The 15,430-nt window shown below is 69.9% G+C and carries 11 protein-coding genes; 7 read left to right on the top strand and 4 right to left on the bottom strand.

The features are described 5' to 3' along the window. Positions 1-7: 7 nt before the first annotated feature. Together A5728_RS04270 and A5728_RS04265 are read right to left on the bottom strand one after the other, a co-directional pair. Positions 8-1,111, bottom strand: coding sequence for a glycosyltransferase family 1 protein (locus A5728_RS04270; RefSeq protein ID WP_064845867.1), 1,104 nt, complete (start codon positions 1,109-1,111; stop codon positions 8-10). Further along, positions 1,108-2,163, bottom strand: coding sequence for an alpha/beta fold hydrolase (locus A5728_RS04265; protein WP_064845866.1), 1,056 nt, complete (start codon positions 2,161-2,163; stop codon positions 1,108-1,110). Before A5728_RS04265 ends, A5728_RS04270 begins: the two co-directional genes overlap by 4 nt. A gap of 178 nt (positions 2,164-2,341) precedes the next feature. On the opposite strand from A5728_RS04265, the gene leuS reads away from it, so the two are divergent. The 5 genes from leuS to holA all read left to right on the top strand — a co-directional run bounded on the left by leuS (position 2,342) and on the right by holA (position 11,114). Then, positions 2,342-4,852 carry a leucine--tRNA ligase gene (leuS, locus tag A5728_RS04260; RefSeq protein WP_156523382.1) on the top strand — a complete coding sequence of 837 codons (2,511 nt, stop codon included), beginning with the start codon at positions 2,342-2,344 and terminating at the stop codon, positions 4,850-4,852. Continuing rightward, the gene (locus A5728_RS04255; RefSeq protein WP_082943229.1) at positions 4,852-5,919 is read left to right on the top strand and encodes a DegV family protein; all 1,068 of its coding nucleotides are present in this window, start codon (positions 4,852-4,854) and stop codon (positions 5,917-5,919) included. The genes leuS and A5728_RS04255 overlap by 1 nt, the downstream gene beginning before the upstream one ends. A 356-nt stretch (positions 5,920-6,275) precedes the next feature. Continuing rightward, entirely contained in the window at positions 6,276-7,235 is a 960-nt protein-coding gene (locus A5728_RS04245) for a ComEA family DNA-binding protein (RefSeq protein ID WP_231885502.1), read from the top strand. Positions 7,236-7,573: 338 nt separating this feature from the next. Further along, complete coding sequence (locus A5728_RS04240; protein WP_064845862.1) at positions 7,574-9,949, top strand: ComEC/Rec2 family competence protein; 2,376 nt, start codon at positions 7,574-7,576, stop codon at positions 9,947-9,949. Positions 9,950-10,112: 163 nt separating this feature from the next. After that, positions 10,113-11,114: a DNA polymerase III subunit delta gene (gene holA / locus A5728_RS04235; RefSeq protein WP_064845861.1), complete on the top strand. Its 1,002-nt coding sequence runs from the start codon at positions 10,113-10,115 to the stop codon at positions 11,112-11,114. Between the two features lie 118 nt (positions 11,115-11,232). Here the strand turns inward: holA and rpsT are convergent, their stop codons facing one another. Both rpsT and A5728_RS04225 read right to left on the bottom strand, forming a co-directional pair. Next, positions 11,233-11,493 (bottom strand): 30S ribosomal protein S20, encoded by a 261-nt coding sequence (gene rpsT / locus A5728_RS04230; RefSeq protein ID WP_035961892.1) that lies wholly within the window; start codon positions 11,491-11,493, stop codon positions 11,233-11,235. 165 nt (positions 11,494-11,658) lie between these two features. After that, positions 11,659-12,243 carry a type II toxin-antitoxin system PemK/MazF family toxin gene (locus A5728_RS04225; RefSeq protein WP_064845860.1) on the bottom strand — a complete coding sequence of 195 codons (585 nt, stop codon included), beginning with the start codon at positions 12,241-12,243 and terminating at the stop codon, positions 11,659-11,661. An 81-nt stretch (positions 12,244-12,324) separates the two neighbouring features. On the opposite strand from A5728_RS04225, the gene lepA reads away from it, so the two are divergent. Both lepA and hemW read left to right on the top strand, forming a co-directional pair. Then, positions 12,325-14,181: a translation elongation factor 4 gene (gene lepA / locus A5728_RS04220; protein ID WP_064845859.1), complete on the top strand. Its 1,857-nt coding sequence runs from the start codon at positions 12,325-12,327 to the stop codon at positions 14,179-14,181. Then, on the top strand, positions 14,181-15,425 hold the full coding sequence (gene hemW / locus A5728_RS04215) for a radical SAM family heme chaperone HemW (RefSeq protein WP_064845858.1): 1,245 nt from the start codon (positions 14,181-14,183) through the stop codon (positions 15,423-15,425). The genes lepA and hemW overlap by 1 nt, the downstream gene beginning before the upstream one ends. Positions 15,426-15,430 lie beyond the last annotated feature (5 nt).

The raw sequence follows: 15,430 nt of genomic DNA, 5'->3' as shown, positions 1-15,430 counted from the left end.
CAGCGGTTCAACCGCGCTGGTGCAGCTCCCACGCCAGGTCCAGCAGGTCCCGCGCGGAGTCCTCCCAGGTGTGCTCGCAGATCCGCTCCAACCCCGCGAGCACGCGTTCGTGGGCCACGGTGGGGTTCGTGAGTTCGCGCACCCGGGCGGCGAACGCGGCGTCGTCGTCCGCGGGAGCGTAGCCGGCGGCATCGCCGGCGACCTCGCGGAAGATCGGCAGGTCGGAGCAGACGACAGGCGCACCCTCGGCGAAGGCCTCCACGAGCGGCAGGCCGTAGCCCTCCGCGCGGGAGGCCGTGATCAGCGCGGCGCACGAGGACAGCAGCTCGCGGTACTGCTCCTCGCCCACTCCGCCGTGGAAGACCACGCGGGCCCCGGCCGGCACCTGGGCCTGAAGCTCGGCGCGGCGCGCGGGGGAGATGCGCGAGAGCAGGTGCAGGGTGCGCCCCGGGAGGTGGGCCATCGCCCGCAGCAGGGTCTCCACGTTCTTGTACGGCAGGAACGAGCCCATGTACACCAGGTCCGTGCCGCGGCGTGAAAGCCGCGCGAGCGCCTCGTCCTCGGGGACCCCCGCTGACGGCGCCGCGTTGGCAATCACGCGCACGTCCCGTTTCGTGAGGCGGTGCGCAAGGATCTGCTGCCGGGAGGTCTCGGAGACCGTGGCCACGGCGTCGGCGCGGTTGAGCGTGAGCTGCTGGGGCCACCAGGCCTTGTGGTACGCGCGCCAGCCCCACTGCACCGGCAAGGAAAGATCGCCCGGGGGCTGCGGGTGCTCGTAGTAGATCAGGTCGTGCAGCGTGAGGATCAGCTTGTGGCGGCGCCCCAGCGAGCCCATGGTCTGCATGGGGGAGAACACGACGTCGGGTGCGTACCGGCTCAGCAGGGCGCCCGTGAGCACCTCGGCCGGGGACGTAACGGACGGGCCCAGCAGCGTGGGCAGACCCTCGGAGATCAGGGCAGCCTGGGCGGGATCGCTGATCAGTGCGGCGAGGCGGACGCGCGGATCGGAGGCAACCGCCCGAGCCGTGGCGGCGAGCAGTTCGGCGCTGTAGCGGCTGATCCCATCGTGGTGATCGGTGCGGATGTAGCGGGCGTCGAAGAGCAGCTTCACCGTTCGTGGGTCCCGTAGAGTCCGCGCGCGGTGGCCTCTTTGGTGAGCTGGTGCTCACCAAAGCCGGGGTCCACCGCGGGGATCATCCCGGTGAGTTGGTCCGGGGTGGAGGCGGTCGTGTCCGCGTGGGGTAACTGGTCGTAGCCCTCGAGGGGTTCCGGCGCGGGGGACGCCAGGAAGTCTTCGATGTATTCCGCCGCGAGCTGTGGGGTCTCGTAGTGGATCAGGTGACCCACCCCGGGGATGATCTTGAGGCTGTGGCTGCGGATCCACGAGGCCATGGTGCGCTGCGAGTGCACGGAGCCCAATTCGTCCTGGTCGCCCACGATGAGCAGGGTGGGCATGGTCAGGTTCATCGCGACCTCCGCGACGGTGTGGGAGATCGACGCCTGATAGGCCTCGGTGAGCACGTCCCGGTTGGCGAAGGTGTTGAAGTAGGCCTGGTGCTGGCGCAGCGCGTAGTTGCGGATCCCCGGGTCCTCGGACTTGACCATCACGTCCGTCATGAGTTTCACGACGGCGTTTGAGGTCAGTAATTTGGTGCCCAGCCGCCGGGGGAGGGACGCGCCCGCGGAGTAGTAGAGCTCCGTGAGCTTGGTCAGCCGCTTCTGCTGTCCGGCCAGGGCGGGTTCTGAGATGGGGTTGAGCAGGATCAACCGTTCCACCATGGCGGGGTACTCCACGGCGAAGTGCGCGGCCAGGGTGGACCCGAAGGAGTGCCCCGCGAGCACGATGCCCGTCTCGCAGCCCGGATGGACGGCGTTATCGGTCAGTGCCTCGAGGAACTCGCGCACGAACTCCACGTAGCTGGGCACCGAGTGTTCTCGGTCAGGGAAGGGTTCCGAGCGTCCGAAACCGGGCAGGTCCGGTAGCACCACGTGGTATTTCTCGCGTAGGGCGGTCGCGATCAGCTGCAGACCGTGGTGGTCCCCGCGGAACCCGTGGAGCATCACGAGCAACGGTTTGTGCTTCTTGTCCGCGTCGTAGAACCAGTAGCGCACGCGGTACCCGTCCAATTGCACGCTGCGGCGTTCGGCGTAGGTGTTCTCCACGGGTCCTCCAGTCGTGCGGCGTCGGCGCATCCATGCTAGCCGGGAGAGGCGCGGTGGCGGGCTGGTCTAAACTGGGAGAAATCCCCACACGAGAACGGGGGACCAGGCTGTCACCGCGCCGGTACCGGGGCGAGCGAGCATCCCCGGCCCATCCCCGTGAACTTTGAAGGCGAGGCACGTGAGCGAGCACAGCACCCCGGATGCGGGCACGGACTACGACGTCCAGCGCATCGAGGCCACCTGGTCCGGCTACTGGGAGGACAACCGGGTCTTCGCGCCCCGGGACGACGGTTCCGCTCCGCGGCGTTACGTCCTGGACATGTTCCCCTACCCCTCGGGGGACCTGCATATGGGCCACGCGGAGGCGTTCGCCATGGGGGACGTCGTCTCCCGCTACTGGCTGCACCGCGGGTACGATGTGATGCACCCGATCGGCTGGGACTCCTTCGGCCTGCCGGCGGAGAACGCCGCCATCAAGCGTGACGCCCATCCCGCGGAGTGGACCTACCGCAACATCGACACCCAGCGCGCCTCGTTCAAGCGCTACGCGATCAGCGTGGACTGGGACCGGGAGATCCACACGTCCGACCCCGAGTACTACCGCTGGACGCAGTGGCTGTTCCTGCAGTTCTACAAGCACGGGTTGGCGTACCGGAAGGACTCCCCGGTCAACTGGTGCCCCAAGGACCAGACGGTGCTCGCCAACGAGCAAGTGGTCAACGGTGCGTGCGAGCGCTGCCACACCCCTGTGACCAAGAAGTCCCTGAACCAGTGGTATTTCAAGATCACCGACTACGCCCAGCGCTTGCTGGACGACATGGGTGAGCTGGAGGGCCACTGGCCCGAGCGCGTGCTGGCCATGCAGCGCAACTGGATCGGGCGTTCCGAGGGCGCGCACGTGAAGTTCGTGATCGAGGGCGCCCCCGCCGAGGGCGCGGACCCCGAGGACACCTCCGGGCGTACCGTCACCGTGTTCACGACCCGCCCGGACACCCTCCACGGCGCCACGTTCTGCGTGGTCGCCGCGGACGCCGCGATCGCCCAGGAGATCGTGGCCCCCGAACACGCCGACGCGCTCGCCGCGTACCGGGAGGACGTCAAGGCACTGTCGGACATCGAGCGTCAGGCCTCCGACCGGGAGAAGACCGGTGTGTTCCTGGGCCGCTACGCGGTCAACCCCCTCACGGGCGAGAAGCTGCCGGTGTGGGCCTCGGACTACGTCCTGGCTGATTACGGCACCGGCGTGATCATGGCGGTGCCCGCCCACGACCAGCGGGACCTGGACTTCGCCCGGGCCTTCGACCTGCCCGTGCGCGCGGTCCTGGACACCGGCGAGGAGGACCCCGCGAGCACGGGGGTCGCCACCACCGGCGACGGCACCCTGATCAACTCCGGACCGCTGAACGGGCTGTCCAAGGCGGAGGCGGTGGCCAAGGCCATCGAGATCGTCACTGAGGCCGGGACCGGCGAGCATCACGTGAACTTCCGACTGCGGGACTGGTTGCTGTCCCGGCAGCGGTTCTGGGGTGCACCCATTCCCATCGTGCACTGCCCCTCGTGCGGTGAAGTGCCCGTGCCCGAGGACCAGCTGCCCGTGCGGCTGCCCGAGGACCTGCGCGGTGAGCAACTCGCGCCCAAGGGCAGGAGCCCGCTCGCAGCGGCGTCGGACTGGGTCACCGTGGCGTGCCCCGCGTGCGGCGGGCAGGCCACGCGCGACACCGACACCATGGACACGTTCGTGGACTCCTCGTGGTACTACCTGCGCTACGCGTCCTCGCACGACGACGCTGCGCCGTTCGACCGCGCCGAGGTGGACCGGTGGCTACCCGTGGACCAGTACGTGGGCGGTGTGGAGCACGCGATCCTGCACCTGCTGTACTCGCGGTTCTTCACCAAGGCGCTCTACGACTTCGGGTTGATCGGGTTCCAGGAGCCGTTCAAGGCGCTGCTGAACCAGGGTCAGGTGCTCAACGGGGGCAAGGCCATGTCCAAGTCCTTGGGCAACGGCGTGGACCTGGGTGAGCAGCTGGACGAGTTCGGCGTGGACGCCGTGCGCCTGATCATGGTCTTCGCGTCACCGCCCGAGGACGACGTGGACTGGGCGGACGTGTCCCCGCAGGGCGCCCAGAAGTTCCTGGCCCGCGCGTGGCGCCTCGCGAAGGACTGCACGGCCGCCCGGGACGCGGACGTGACCACCGGGGACCAGGCGTTGCGCCGTGCGACCCACAAGACGGTCGCGGACGCCGAACAGCTGCTCGAGGCGCACAAGTTCAACGTGGTGATCGCCCGGACCATGGAGCTCGTGAACACCGTGCGCAAGGCCATCGACGCGGGCTGCGGTCCGGCCGATCCCGCCGTGCGCGAGGCCACCGAGGCCGTGGCGATCCTGCTGAGCCTCGTGGCGCCGTACACCTCCGAGGACATGTGGCACCTGCTCGGGCACGAGGACTCCGTGGTGCGCGCCCCGTGGCCCACCGTGGACCCCGCGCTGCTCGTGGAGGACACCGTCACCGCGATCGTGCAGATCAAGGGCAAGGTCCGTGACCGGTTGCAGGTCCCCGCGGACATCACCGACGAGGACCTCGAGGCCGCGGCCATGGGATCGGAGGCCGTCCAGCGCCTGCTGTCCGAGGCCACGGTGCGCAAGGTCATCGTGCGCGCCCCCAAGCTCGTGAACATCGTGGTCTGATGTTCCCCCGCGAGCCCCGGAGCCCGTCCCCCCGTTCCACCGAGCGGGAGGGCGGGCTCCGCCCGTTCGGAGATGCGGCCTCTATTCCTGTCGGAGCGCCGTCAGCGTCCCCGTCTGCGTCCGCTTCCGCGTCCTCGGGGGACGACGACGCCGCGCCGCCCCGCGTCGCCGTCGTCACCGACAGTGCCGCCGCCCTGCCCGATGCGTGGCTCCGCGCGTTCGAGGACGCACCGGGCTTCGCGCTCGTGGACATGCCCGTGCTGATCTCCGGTCAGCTCTACACCGCCGACGAGTCCGACACGCTGTCCTCGCTCGTCGTCGCGCTCGCGGAGGGCACACCCGTGACCACGTCCCGGCCGGCCCCGGGGCAGCTGCGTGCCGCGTACCGGCGGTTCGAGGAGGAGGGGTACGACGCCATCGTCTCGGTGCACCTGTCGGGGGAGCTGTCCGGGACGGTGGGCGCCGCCCGGATTGCTCGCCAGGACATCGGGATCCCCGTGCGGATCGTCGACACCGCGAGCGCCGGTCTGGGGCAGGGTCTGGGGGTGCGCGCGGCACTACGGGCAGTGGCGTCGGGGGCGGGGATCGACGACGTCGCTGCGGCCGCCTGTGAGACCGCCGCCCAGGCACAGGTACTGATTCAGGTGCGCTCGCTGGAAACCCTACGCCGGGGTGGACGGGTGAATCCGACCACGGCGATGGTCGGTTCCATGTTCCAGCTCAAACCGCTGCTGAGCATGGCCGAGGGCAAGATCGTGACCGTGGAGCGGCCGGTGTCCTTGTCGCGGGCTAAGGCGCGGTTCATGGTGCTGGCGGGGGAGGCTCTGGCCCACGCAGAGACCGACCGGCCGGTGTTGTGTATCCACCACGTCGCGGACCCGCACGGGGCGCGCGAGATCGGTGAGGTGCTCATGGATCGCTACCGCCCGGACGCGGAGCTCGTGATCAGTGACCTGCCCCCGGTGCTCAGCGCGCACGTGGGGCTCGGAACGAAGGCCGCGGTGATCGAGGGCCCCACGTCCCGGCCCGTGTGGCACGGCGGGCGGGCTGCACAACCGCACCCCTGATCCGCGTGTCGGCCGAGTAATCCACCGGTGGCGTCGCGCACCCACGAGCCCTGTCGCCCGTGCGGTGGGGTGGGCGCATGAGCGGAATCGATTTCAGGGGACGGCGCCGGTTCCGGGACAGCGAGGCCACGGAGCGGTTGACGGCGCTCTTGCGGGAAGACCGGCAGTCGGGTGCGGGGCTGCCATGGGCGGAGCCAGGACCCGATCGGAATGGTGATGTGGCTGGCCGTGGTGCGACGGGTCGCCGTGCTGCTGGCCATGATGAAGAGGGCGCCGATCTCGCTCCGGACGGTGGTGCTGAACCGGCCGACGACGCCGCCGATGGTGCCACCGGTCCATCGCTCAGTGCAGACCCGGTGTCCGAGCACTCCCGGCATCGCGAGGACGTCGTGGTCCGTCGGCACATTGCTCGCCCCGCGCTGGTAGCACTGTGCGCCGTGCTGTTGGTGGCCCTCGGGATCGGGGGCTGGAAGCTGCTCCCCGATGGACAGGGGGACGACGTCGTCACGTCCACTTCCGTGAAATCGCAGGGCGCCGTCGCCGGTACGGATGGCGCGGGGGCAGATGAGGGTTCCGACCGCGCTGACGCCGCCCGTGAGGGCACTGAAGTCACCGGCCGGGACGACACAGCACCTCACGGGGTGTCCGGGTCCGCGACGTCCTCAGGGCTCGTCGGGGGAGCCGGAGCCGGTTCAGCGGGCGGCGGTACCGCCTCCGCTGAAGAAGCCGGGGTGCTCACGGTCCATGTGATCGGGGAGGTCAAGGACCCATCCGTGGTGACGCTGTCCCCGGGTGCGCGCGTCATGGATGCGGTGGCGGCAGCCGGTGGATTCACGAAGGGTGCGGTGAAGGATCGGATCAATCTGGCGCAGCCTGTGAGCGACGGCGCCCAGATCACGATTCCCAATGCGGAGAACGTCGATCGGGTGACCGAGGCTGCCGCGCAGGGCGGTTCCGTGAATGGCGCCGGGACCGGTGCCCCGGCCGAGGGAGCAGCGAACAGCGCCAGCATTAAGACTGGAGTGAGCGGTAGTGCTTCCGAGGGTGGCGCGGCCACGGGAGGTTCATCGTCCGGATTAGGCGCTGCGGCTAAGGCGGGTGGTGCGGCCGCCCTGCCCGGCGGCGCCCCGGTCAACCTCAACACGGCCTCGCAAGCGGAGCTCGAGACCCTACCTCGCGTGGGACCGGTCCTCGCACAGCGGATCGTGGAGTTCCGCAACCAGCACGGCCCGTTCACCTCCGCGGAACAGCTCGACGACGTCAGCGGGGTGGGTCCCGCCATGCTGGAGGCACTGCTACCACTGGTCACGGTGTGAGCGTGCGATGGGACCTGCGCCTGGTCCCGGTTGCCATTACCGCGTGGGTGTGCGGATCGCTGACACTACTTGCCGGGTGGACCGTGGGGGCCGTGGGGGCTCTTGGCTGCGTGCTGGTCTTCGGCCTCGCGTGGTGCGCACCCGCTCTTCTCGACCGGTCTCGCATCCGGCGGGCGAACCGCGGGCCACGAGGGAAGACGCCCGCCTCGGCACAACGCAGCTGTCCGCCGGCCGGGCAGCCGAGCCGCGCGCGATCCTGGACGCATGCATCGGACGCGCACGGGGGTTCCTCCTCCCATGGATGCCCGCGGCCATCATCCAGCGAGTCCCGCGCCCGGATGAGGTCCCTCCTGCCCAGCCTGGCTGTTCTGGCGGGGGTCGTGGCGCTGAGTGCCGCGGCGGCCATCACGACGGCGCTCGCCGCCATCGCACCGTCCCGCGACTTCCTGACCGAGCATCCTCCCGGTTCCGTGGTCCGCGTCAACGCCACGGTCACCGGGATGCCCCGCGAATACACGGGCTCACCGGCGCCAGAGGAGCAGGAGGCATCGCGCGGCGTCGTCGTACCCCTGGCCGTCCACGCCGCGGACGGGAAGGCCGCAACCGCCGAACTCACGGTGTTCGCCGCCCACCCCAGGTGGGACGGCCTGCGCGACGGGGACACCGTCAACGCTGTGGTGAACGTGACGCGCACCGCGAACCCGGCGCGGCTCACTGCCCGGGCCACCTCCCCACCCACCGGATGCGATCACGGCTGCCGGGGAGCCCGGCACGGACTGCTGGACACCGTGCGCGCGAACCTGACCCGGGTGTCCGGACGGTTCGGTGCAGTGAGCGCCGGGTTGGTCCCCGGCATGACCGTGGGAGACACCTCCCAGCTGCCCGAGGCGCTGGCGCAGAGCATGAAGGACACCGGACTGACCCACCTCACGGCCGTCTCCGGGTCCAATTGCACCGTGGTGATGACCCTGACCGGGTACGCCGCCCTGACCCTGGGCGCGGGGCGGCGACTGTGCGTGGGTATCGGGCTCGCCGCGCTCGCCGGGTTCGTGCTGCTCGTGGGCCCCGACCCCTCCGTCCTGCGCGCCGGCGTCATGGGTGCACTCGGCGGGGCCGCCATGCTCAGCGGCCGCGCCGGCGTCAGCCTCAATGCCCTGTGCGCCGCCGTCACCGGCCTGGTGCTCGTGCAACCGCCCCTCGCCATCGATTTCGGCTTCATCCTCTCCGTCCTCGCGACCGCCGGCATCGTCGTGAGCGCCCGCCCCGTGACCCGCGTCCTCGCCTCCCGGATCCCCACAGCGCTCGCCGCGTGCATAGCCGTGCCCCTCGTCGCCCAACTGTGGTGCGGGCCCGCCCTGCTCGTGCTCAACCCCGCTCTGCCCCTGTACTCGTTGCCCGCCAACATGGCCGCCGCCCCTCTCGTTCCCGTGGTCACCGTCGCCGGTCTACTTGCAGTATGCGTCCTGCTCGCGGGGCACCTGGCCTCACCCGCTCTGAGCTGGCTGCTCCCCGGCGCCCACGACGCCGCGGCGCTCGCCGGCTGGGAGCGCGCCGCCTCCCTGCCCGTGGGCGCCGCCTCGGTTCCCGCGCGGGTCATTGCGTGGCTCGCGGACGGTTTCGCCGCTCTGCCCGGCGCGCAGCTGCCCTGGCCGGGCGGTGTCCCGGGGATTGTCATCCTCACCGCGGTCACACTGCTGTTCCTCGGCGTCCTGCACGGGGTGGACCACCGCCTGCGTCAGGCATCACCCATCGCGGGCACGGTCGACGCCTCATCGGCCCCGCCGCCCGAGCCCGATGCCGTATGGCGCGTTCGCGCGCGCAGGCTACGGGTACGACGTCGCGCGCTCGCGGTGATCGCGTCCCTCGCGGTGGTCGTGTTGGTCGTCCTGGGTGCGGTGTGGTGGTTCCGACCGGCGCCCGCGTGGGAGTCCGTGGTGTGCGACGTCGGGCAGGGAGATGCCGTGCTGCACCGCACCGGGGAGCTCAGCGCGGTGCTCGTGGATGGCGGGCCCGACCCCAGGGCTCTGCGTCGCTGTCTCGACCAGGCGGGCATCACGCACCTGGACGCGGTGATCGCCACGCACAACCACGACGACCACGTGGCCGGCCTGGAGGGGCTCTCCGATGCGGTGGATGTGGAGCGGGTGTGGTACTCCACGGCCGGGACGGAGCTACCACGCGAACTGGCACCGCTCGCGGAGAAGGCCGAGCAGCCTGCGCCCGGGGCACGACTAACCGCCGGACCGCTCACGGTCGAGGTACTCGCCCCGCGGGTCACGCCTACTGCAACGGGCGGAATCCCGCGCGCTCCCGTGCACAGCCGGGTGAGTTCGGAGGACGAGAACAATGCGTCCCTCGTCCTGTTCATCACCCGCACCGCTGACCAGGGGACCACCACCTGGTTGACCGCGGGGGACCTCGAAGCCGATGGGTACCGAGCGGCCACCAGGCTCCTGCCAACAGCAGCCGCCCCACACGCAGATGTGTTGAAGGTCTCCCACCACGGCGCGCGCAACGGTGGGACCGACATCATCAGGGACTCAGATCCCGCCCTGGCGGTGATCTCGGTGGGGGAGGGCAACAGCTACGGCCATCCCCACCCCGCAACCGTGGCGGCCCTGCAGGAGACCGGGGCGGCGGTGGCGCGCACGGACCTCAGCGGTTCGTTGTGGATCCGCAAGGAAGGGAATCAGCTCGTGGTCTCGACACGGTGACCGCGCGTCAAGCCACTGGGTGCACCGGGTTCGTCGCGTGTGGCTCACGTTTCTTGTTCCAATGCCTCACCCGTCCACACCGGGCCACGGCATGTCCCCACCCGGCGCTAGCATGAGGACCACAGCGGCGCCCTCCCATGCCGCGCGCACCTGAGGAGTTCCGATGCCCCCAGCCCGTCGCAAGGCCGCCGCGCCGCCGCAGACCTCGTGGCGGGACGTCACCCCGCAGCCGCTCGTGCTGGCCTCCGGCTCCGACGAGTACATCCTGCAGCGCATCAAGGACTCCCTGCGGGACCAGACCCGGGAGCAGCGCGGGTCGTGCGAGGTCACGGACGTCTCCGCCGCCGACTACGAGACCGGGAGCTTGGCCGTGGTCACGAGCCCCTCCCTGTTCGACGATCCCAAACTCGTGTGCGTCCACGACCTCGCGAGCATGCACGAGAACCTCCTCGCGGACGGCCTGTCGTACGTGGCCAACCCGGACCCGGACGTGACCGTGCTGTGGGAGCACTCCGGGGGTAACCGCGGCAAGAAACTACTGGACGCTCTCAAGGAGTCGGCGCTCGTCCTCGATTGCACGCCGCCCAAATCGGACCGCGACAAGACGGCCTTCGTCCTAGCCGAGTTCCGCGCGCACGGCAAACGCATCGAGCCGGACGCCGCCCGCGCCCTCGCCGCGGCCGTGGGCACGAGCACCGCGGAGCTCGCCGCCGCGTGCGCGCAGTTGATTGCGGACGGCCCGCTCACGGTGGATCACGACCTCGTGGAGAAGTACTACGGCGGGCGCGTGGAGGTCACCGCGTTCCGCGTCGCGGACGCCGCGGTGGCCGGTAACGCGGATCAGGCCCTGAAGCTGTGGCGGCAAGCCGTGGACGTGGGAGTGGACCCGGTCCCCATGGTCGCCGCGCTGGGCTCCAAGATGCGGTTGATCGCGCTGACCGCAGGATCCCGCGGGGGAGCGGGAGCACTTGCGCGGGACGTGGGCGCGGCACCGTGGCAAGTGGAGCGCGCGCAGAACGAGGCCCGCCGGTTCACCGCCGGGGACGTGGCCGCCGCCCTGCAGGCCGTGGCCGAGGCCGACGCCCAGGTCAAGGGTGCGTCCCGGTCCCCGTACTTCGCGGTGGAGCGGGCGATCACCGTGATCGCGACGTCCGGCCACCACTGAGGGGCCATCTCTGAGGGCCACCAGTGCGATCCCGGAAGACCCGGGGAAAGACTGCGGGCCCGGCCCCGAGAAACGGGGCCGGGCCCGCAGGCGTCCTGTGCGGACGGGGTCAGTCGATTCAGATCTTGGCGACCTTCTTGGCCAGACCGGACTTCTTGTTGGCCGCGGTGTTCTTGTGCAGCACACCCTTGGACACGGCCTTATCGAGCTTGCGGGACGCGTTGCGCAGCGTCTCGGTCGCAGCTTCCTTGTTGCCGGACTCGACCGCGGCGTCCACCTTGCGGATCAGGGTCTTGAGCTCGGACTTGTAAGAGTTGTTGCGCAGGCGAGCCTTCTCGTTGGTGAGGATGCGCTTCTTCTGCGACTTGATGTTGGCCACGTAAAACTCCTAGAACGTTTGCGGAAGTAGGTCAGTGAGGGCTCACGGATGATCATCGACTGAGTTGTGAGAGTGGGGATGCTCGGTGGCAACCATCCGCTGTGCCCGACGACCAGCGCGGACACACAGCGATCCACTTTAGCAGATCACCGGCCGCGGCGCCGGTCAGTGGCGGGCGCGGGCGGCGAGCTCCGCGGCCACCGCGTCGAAGCGTGAGCGGGCGAGCACCGCGCCCTCCCGGCGCACGTCCTCGGGGCGCACGGGGATGATCCGGTCGATCCGGGCCTCGGACGGGCGGCCCGAGCGGTCCCAGTCGCCGGTTCCCACGTCCACGAAGTCGGGATCGTCGTGGGCCGCGGTGTCGTGGTCCTTGGAGGTGAGCATCACGCACAGCACGTACTCCCCGGCGCGGTCCACGATCAGCACGGGACGGTCCTTGCCGCGTGAGTGGTCCTCCTCGTAGGGTACCCAGGTCCACACGACCTCGCCCGGATCGGGGCGACCATCCGGGTGGGGGTCGTAGTGCGGGGTCACCGGCCCCGTCCAGTCACCGGGGTAGAGCCGGGAGGTGCCGGCGGGCGACGTCGTCGTCCCCGGCGCGGCGGCCCGATCGCGGCGCGCGTGCCCGGAGGCGTCCCGGGGCAACGGCGCGCGGCCGGCGTCCCGCCGCCCGCGCAGGGTCCGCGAGACCCGCTGGTACATCCGGTAGGCCCGCAGGCCCTGGCGCGCGAGGCGCATGAAGTCAGCCATGTGCTCATCGTAGGGGCAGCGGTTCGTCCGTTGCCGCGGAACGTGGGAAACTGGGGAGTCATCCGATCGAAAGGACCGCCCGTGTCACCGTTGGCCGTCAATCCACCGGTTCCCGCCTCGACCGACCCCTCGGTGATCAGGAACTTCTGCATCATCGCCCACATCGACCACGGCAAGTCCACCCTCGCGGACCGGATGCTGCAGGCCACGGGCGTGGTGACGCCCCGGCAGATGAAGGCCCAGTACCTGGACCGCATGGACATCGAACGCGAACGCGGGATCACCATCAAGTCCCAGGCGGTGCGGATGCCGTGGAACGTGGACGGCACGGACTACGCGCTGAACATGATCGACACGCCTGGGCACGTGGACTTCACGTACGAGGTCTCCCGGTCCCTGGCCGCGTGCGAGGCCACGATCCTGCTCGTGGACGCCGCCCAGGGGATCGAGGCGCAGACGCTGGCCAACCTGTACCTCGCGATCGAGAACGACCTCACGATCATCCCGGTGCTCAACAAGATCGACCTGCCGGCCGCGCAGCCGGAGAAGTACGCTACTGAACTCGCCAATCTGATCGGCGTGGAACCCGAGGACGTGCTCAAGGTCTCGGGCAAGACCGGTGAGGGCGTCGAGGAGCTGCTGGACACGATCGTGCGCCAGGTCCCGGCGCCCCAGGGGGTCAAGGACGCGCCGTCGCGTGCCATGATCTTCGACTCGGTGTACGACACCTACCGCGGCGTGGTGACCTATGTGCGCGTGGTGGACGGGACGCTGTCCCCGCGAGAGCGGATCCAGATGATGTCCACCGGGGCCACCCATGAGCTGCTCGAACTCGGTGTGATCTCCCCGGAGCCGGTGCCCTCGCAGGGGCTGAGCGTGGGGGAGGTGGGCTATCTGATCACGGGCGTGAAGGACGTCCGCCAGTCCCGCGTGGGTGACACGGTCACGAGCCAGACCAAGCCCGCGCAGCAGTCCCTGGGTGGGTACGAGGACCCCAAGCCCATGGTGTTCTCGGGACTGTTCCCCGTGGAGGGTTCGGACTACCCCGTGCTGCGGGACGCCCTCGAGAAGCTCCAGCTCAACGACGCCGCCCTGGTGTACGAACCCGAGACTTCCGCCGCGTTGGGCTTCGGCTTCCGTTGCGGTTTCCTGGGGCTGCTGCACCTGGAGATCACCCGGGACCGGCTCGAACGCGAATTCAACCTGGACCTGATCTCCACCGCGCCGTCCGTGTCCTACAACGTGACGCTCGAGGACAACTCGGAGGAGCAGGTTACTAACCCGTCCGAGTTCCCGGAGGGACGGATCCTGGAGATCCGCGAACCCATGGTCTCGGCCACCATCCTGGTGCCGTCCGAGTTCATCGGCGCGGTCATGGAACTGTGCCAGTCCAAGCGCGGTGAGATGAAGGGGATGGACTACCTCTCCGAGGACCGCGTGGAGCTGCGCTACCGGTTGCCGCTCGCGGAGATCGTCTTCGACTTCTTCGACCAGCTCAAGTCCAAGACCCGGGGCTACGCGTCCCTGGACTGGAAGGCGGACGGCGAGCAGGCCGCGGATCTCGTGAAGGTGGACATCCTCCTGCAGGGCGAGCAGGTGGACGCGTTCAGCGCGATCACCCACAAGGACAAGGCGTACTCGTACGGCGTGCTCATGACGGGCAAGCTGCAGAAGCTCATCCCGCGCCAGCAGTACGAGGTCCCCATCCAGGCCGCGATCGGTTCCCGGATCATCGCGCGCGAGAACATCCGCGCGATCCGTAAGGACGTGCTCTCCAAGTGCTACGGCGGTGACATCTCCCGTAAGCGCAAGCTGCTCGAGAAACAGAAGGAGGGCAAGAAGCGCATGAAGATGGTGGGCCGCGTGGAGGTCCCCCAGGAGGCCTTCGTGGCCGCGCTGTCCTCGGACGAGGACACCGGGAAGGACAAGAAGAAGTAATGCCCGCCCAACCGGAGGGTGATCCCGCACCCCGGGACGGCGCGCTCCCCGCGGCATCGGTCGCCCGCGCCACCGATCGCACCCTGAGCCTGTACGTCCACGTCCCGTTCTGCGCGGTGCGCTGCGGGTACTGCGACTTCAACACCTACACCATGGACCAGCTCGGGGACGGCGTCTCCCAGCGCGACTACCACGCCGACGCCGCCGCGGAGGTCCGCTTCGCCCGGTCCGTGCTCGACGCCGCCGGGGCACCGCCGCGCGCGCTGCACAGCGTGTTCTTCGGCGGGGGTACGCCCACCCTTCTGCCCGCCCGGGAGCTCGCGCTCATGCTCGAGCAGGCCCGGGAGAGCTTCGGGCTGGCCCCGGACGCCGAGGTCACCGTGGAAGCCAACCCCGACTCGGTGAGCGAGGAGACATTCGACGTGCTCGCCGCGGCCGGGGTTACCCGGGTGTCCTTCGGGATGCAGTCCGCGGTGCCCCACGTGCTGCGCGTGCTGGAACGCACGCACACGCCGGCGAACGTCCCGCGCGCCGTCGGCTGGGCCAAGGACCGCGGACTGGGCGCGAGCGTGGACCTGATCTACGGTACACCGGGGGAGAGCGTGGCCGACTGGCGCACCTCGTTGGAGGCCGCGCTGGCCATGGACCCCGACCACGTCTCCGCGTACTCCCTGATCATCGAGGACGGCACCAAGCTGGCCGCCCAGATCCGCCGCGGTGAGGTGCCGGACGTGGATCCGGACGACCAGGCGGAGAAGTACACGCTCGCGGACGCGCTGCTGTGCGAGGCCGGGTTCGAGTGGTACGAGGTGTCCAACTGGTCCCGCGCGGCCCACGGGCGCAGCGCGGTGCAGAACCGCAGCGTGCACAACCTCGCGTACTGGCGCAATCAGGACTGGTGGGGGATCGGCCCGGGGGCGCACTCACACAGTGACGGCGTGCGCTGGTGGAATCTCAAGCACCCGTTGCCCTACACGGCCGCCGTGCGCCGGGGTGACTCACCGGCCGTGGGCCGCGAGACCTTGGATGGCGAGACGCAGTACGTGGAACACGTGATGCTCGGGATCAGGATCCGTGAGGGAATCCCGCTCGAGGGGCTGCGCCCGGAGGGGCGGCACGCGGTGGCCGGATTGATCGCCGACGGCTGGCTGGACGGCGCCGCCGCCCTCCGCGGGTCCGCGGTCCTCACGGACGCGGGGCGTCTGATGGCCGACGCCGTGACGCGCCGCTTGCTCGACTGGTGACCGTG

This window comes from Kocuria sp. ICS0012 (genome assembly GCF_001665945.1).
GTDB classification, from domain to species: Bacteria; Actinomycetota; Actinomycetes; order Actinomycetales; family Micrococcaceae; genus Kocuria; species Kocuria marina.
Note: the sequence above shows the minus strand (reverse complement) of the source record. Positions and strands in the feature narration are given on the sequence as shown.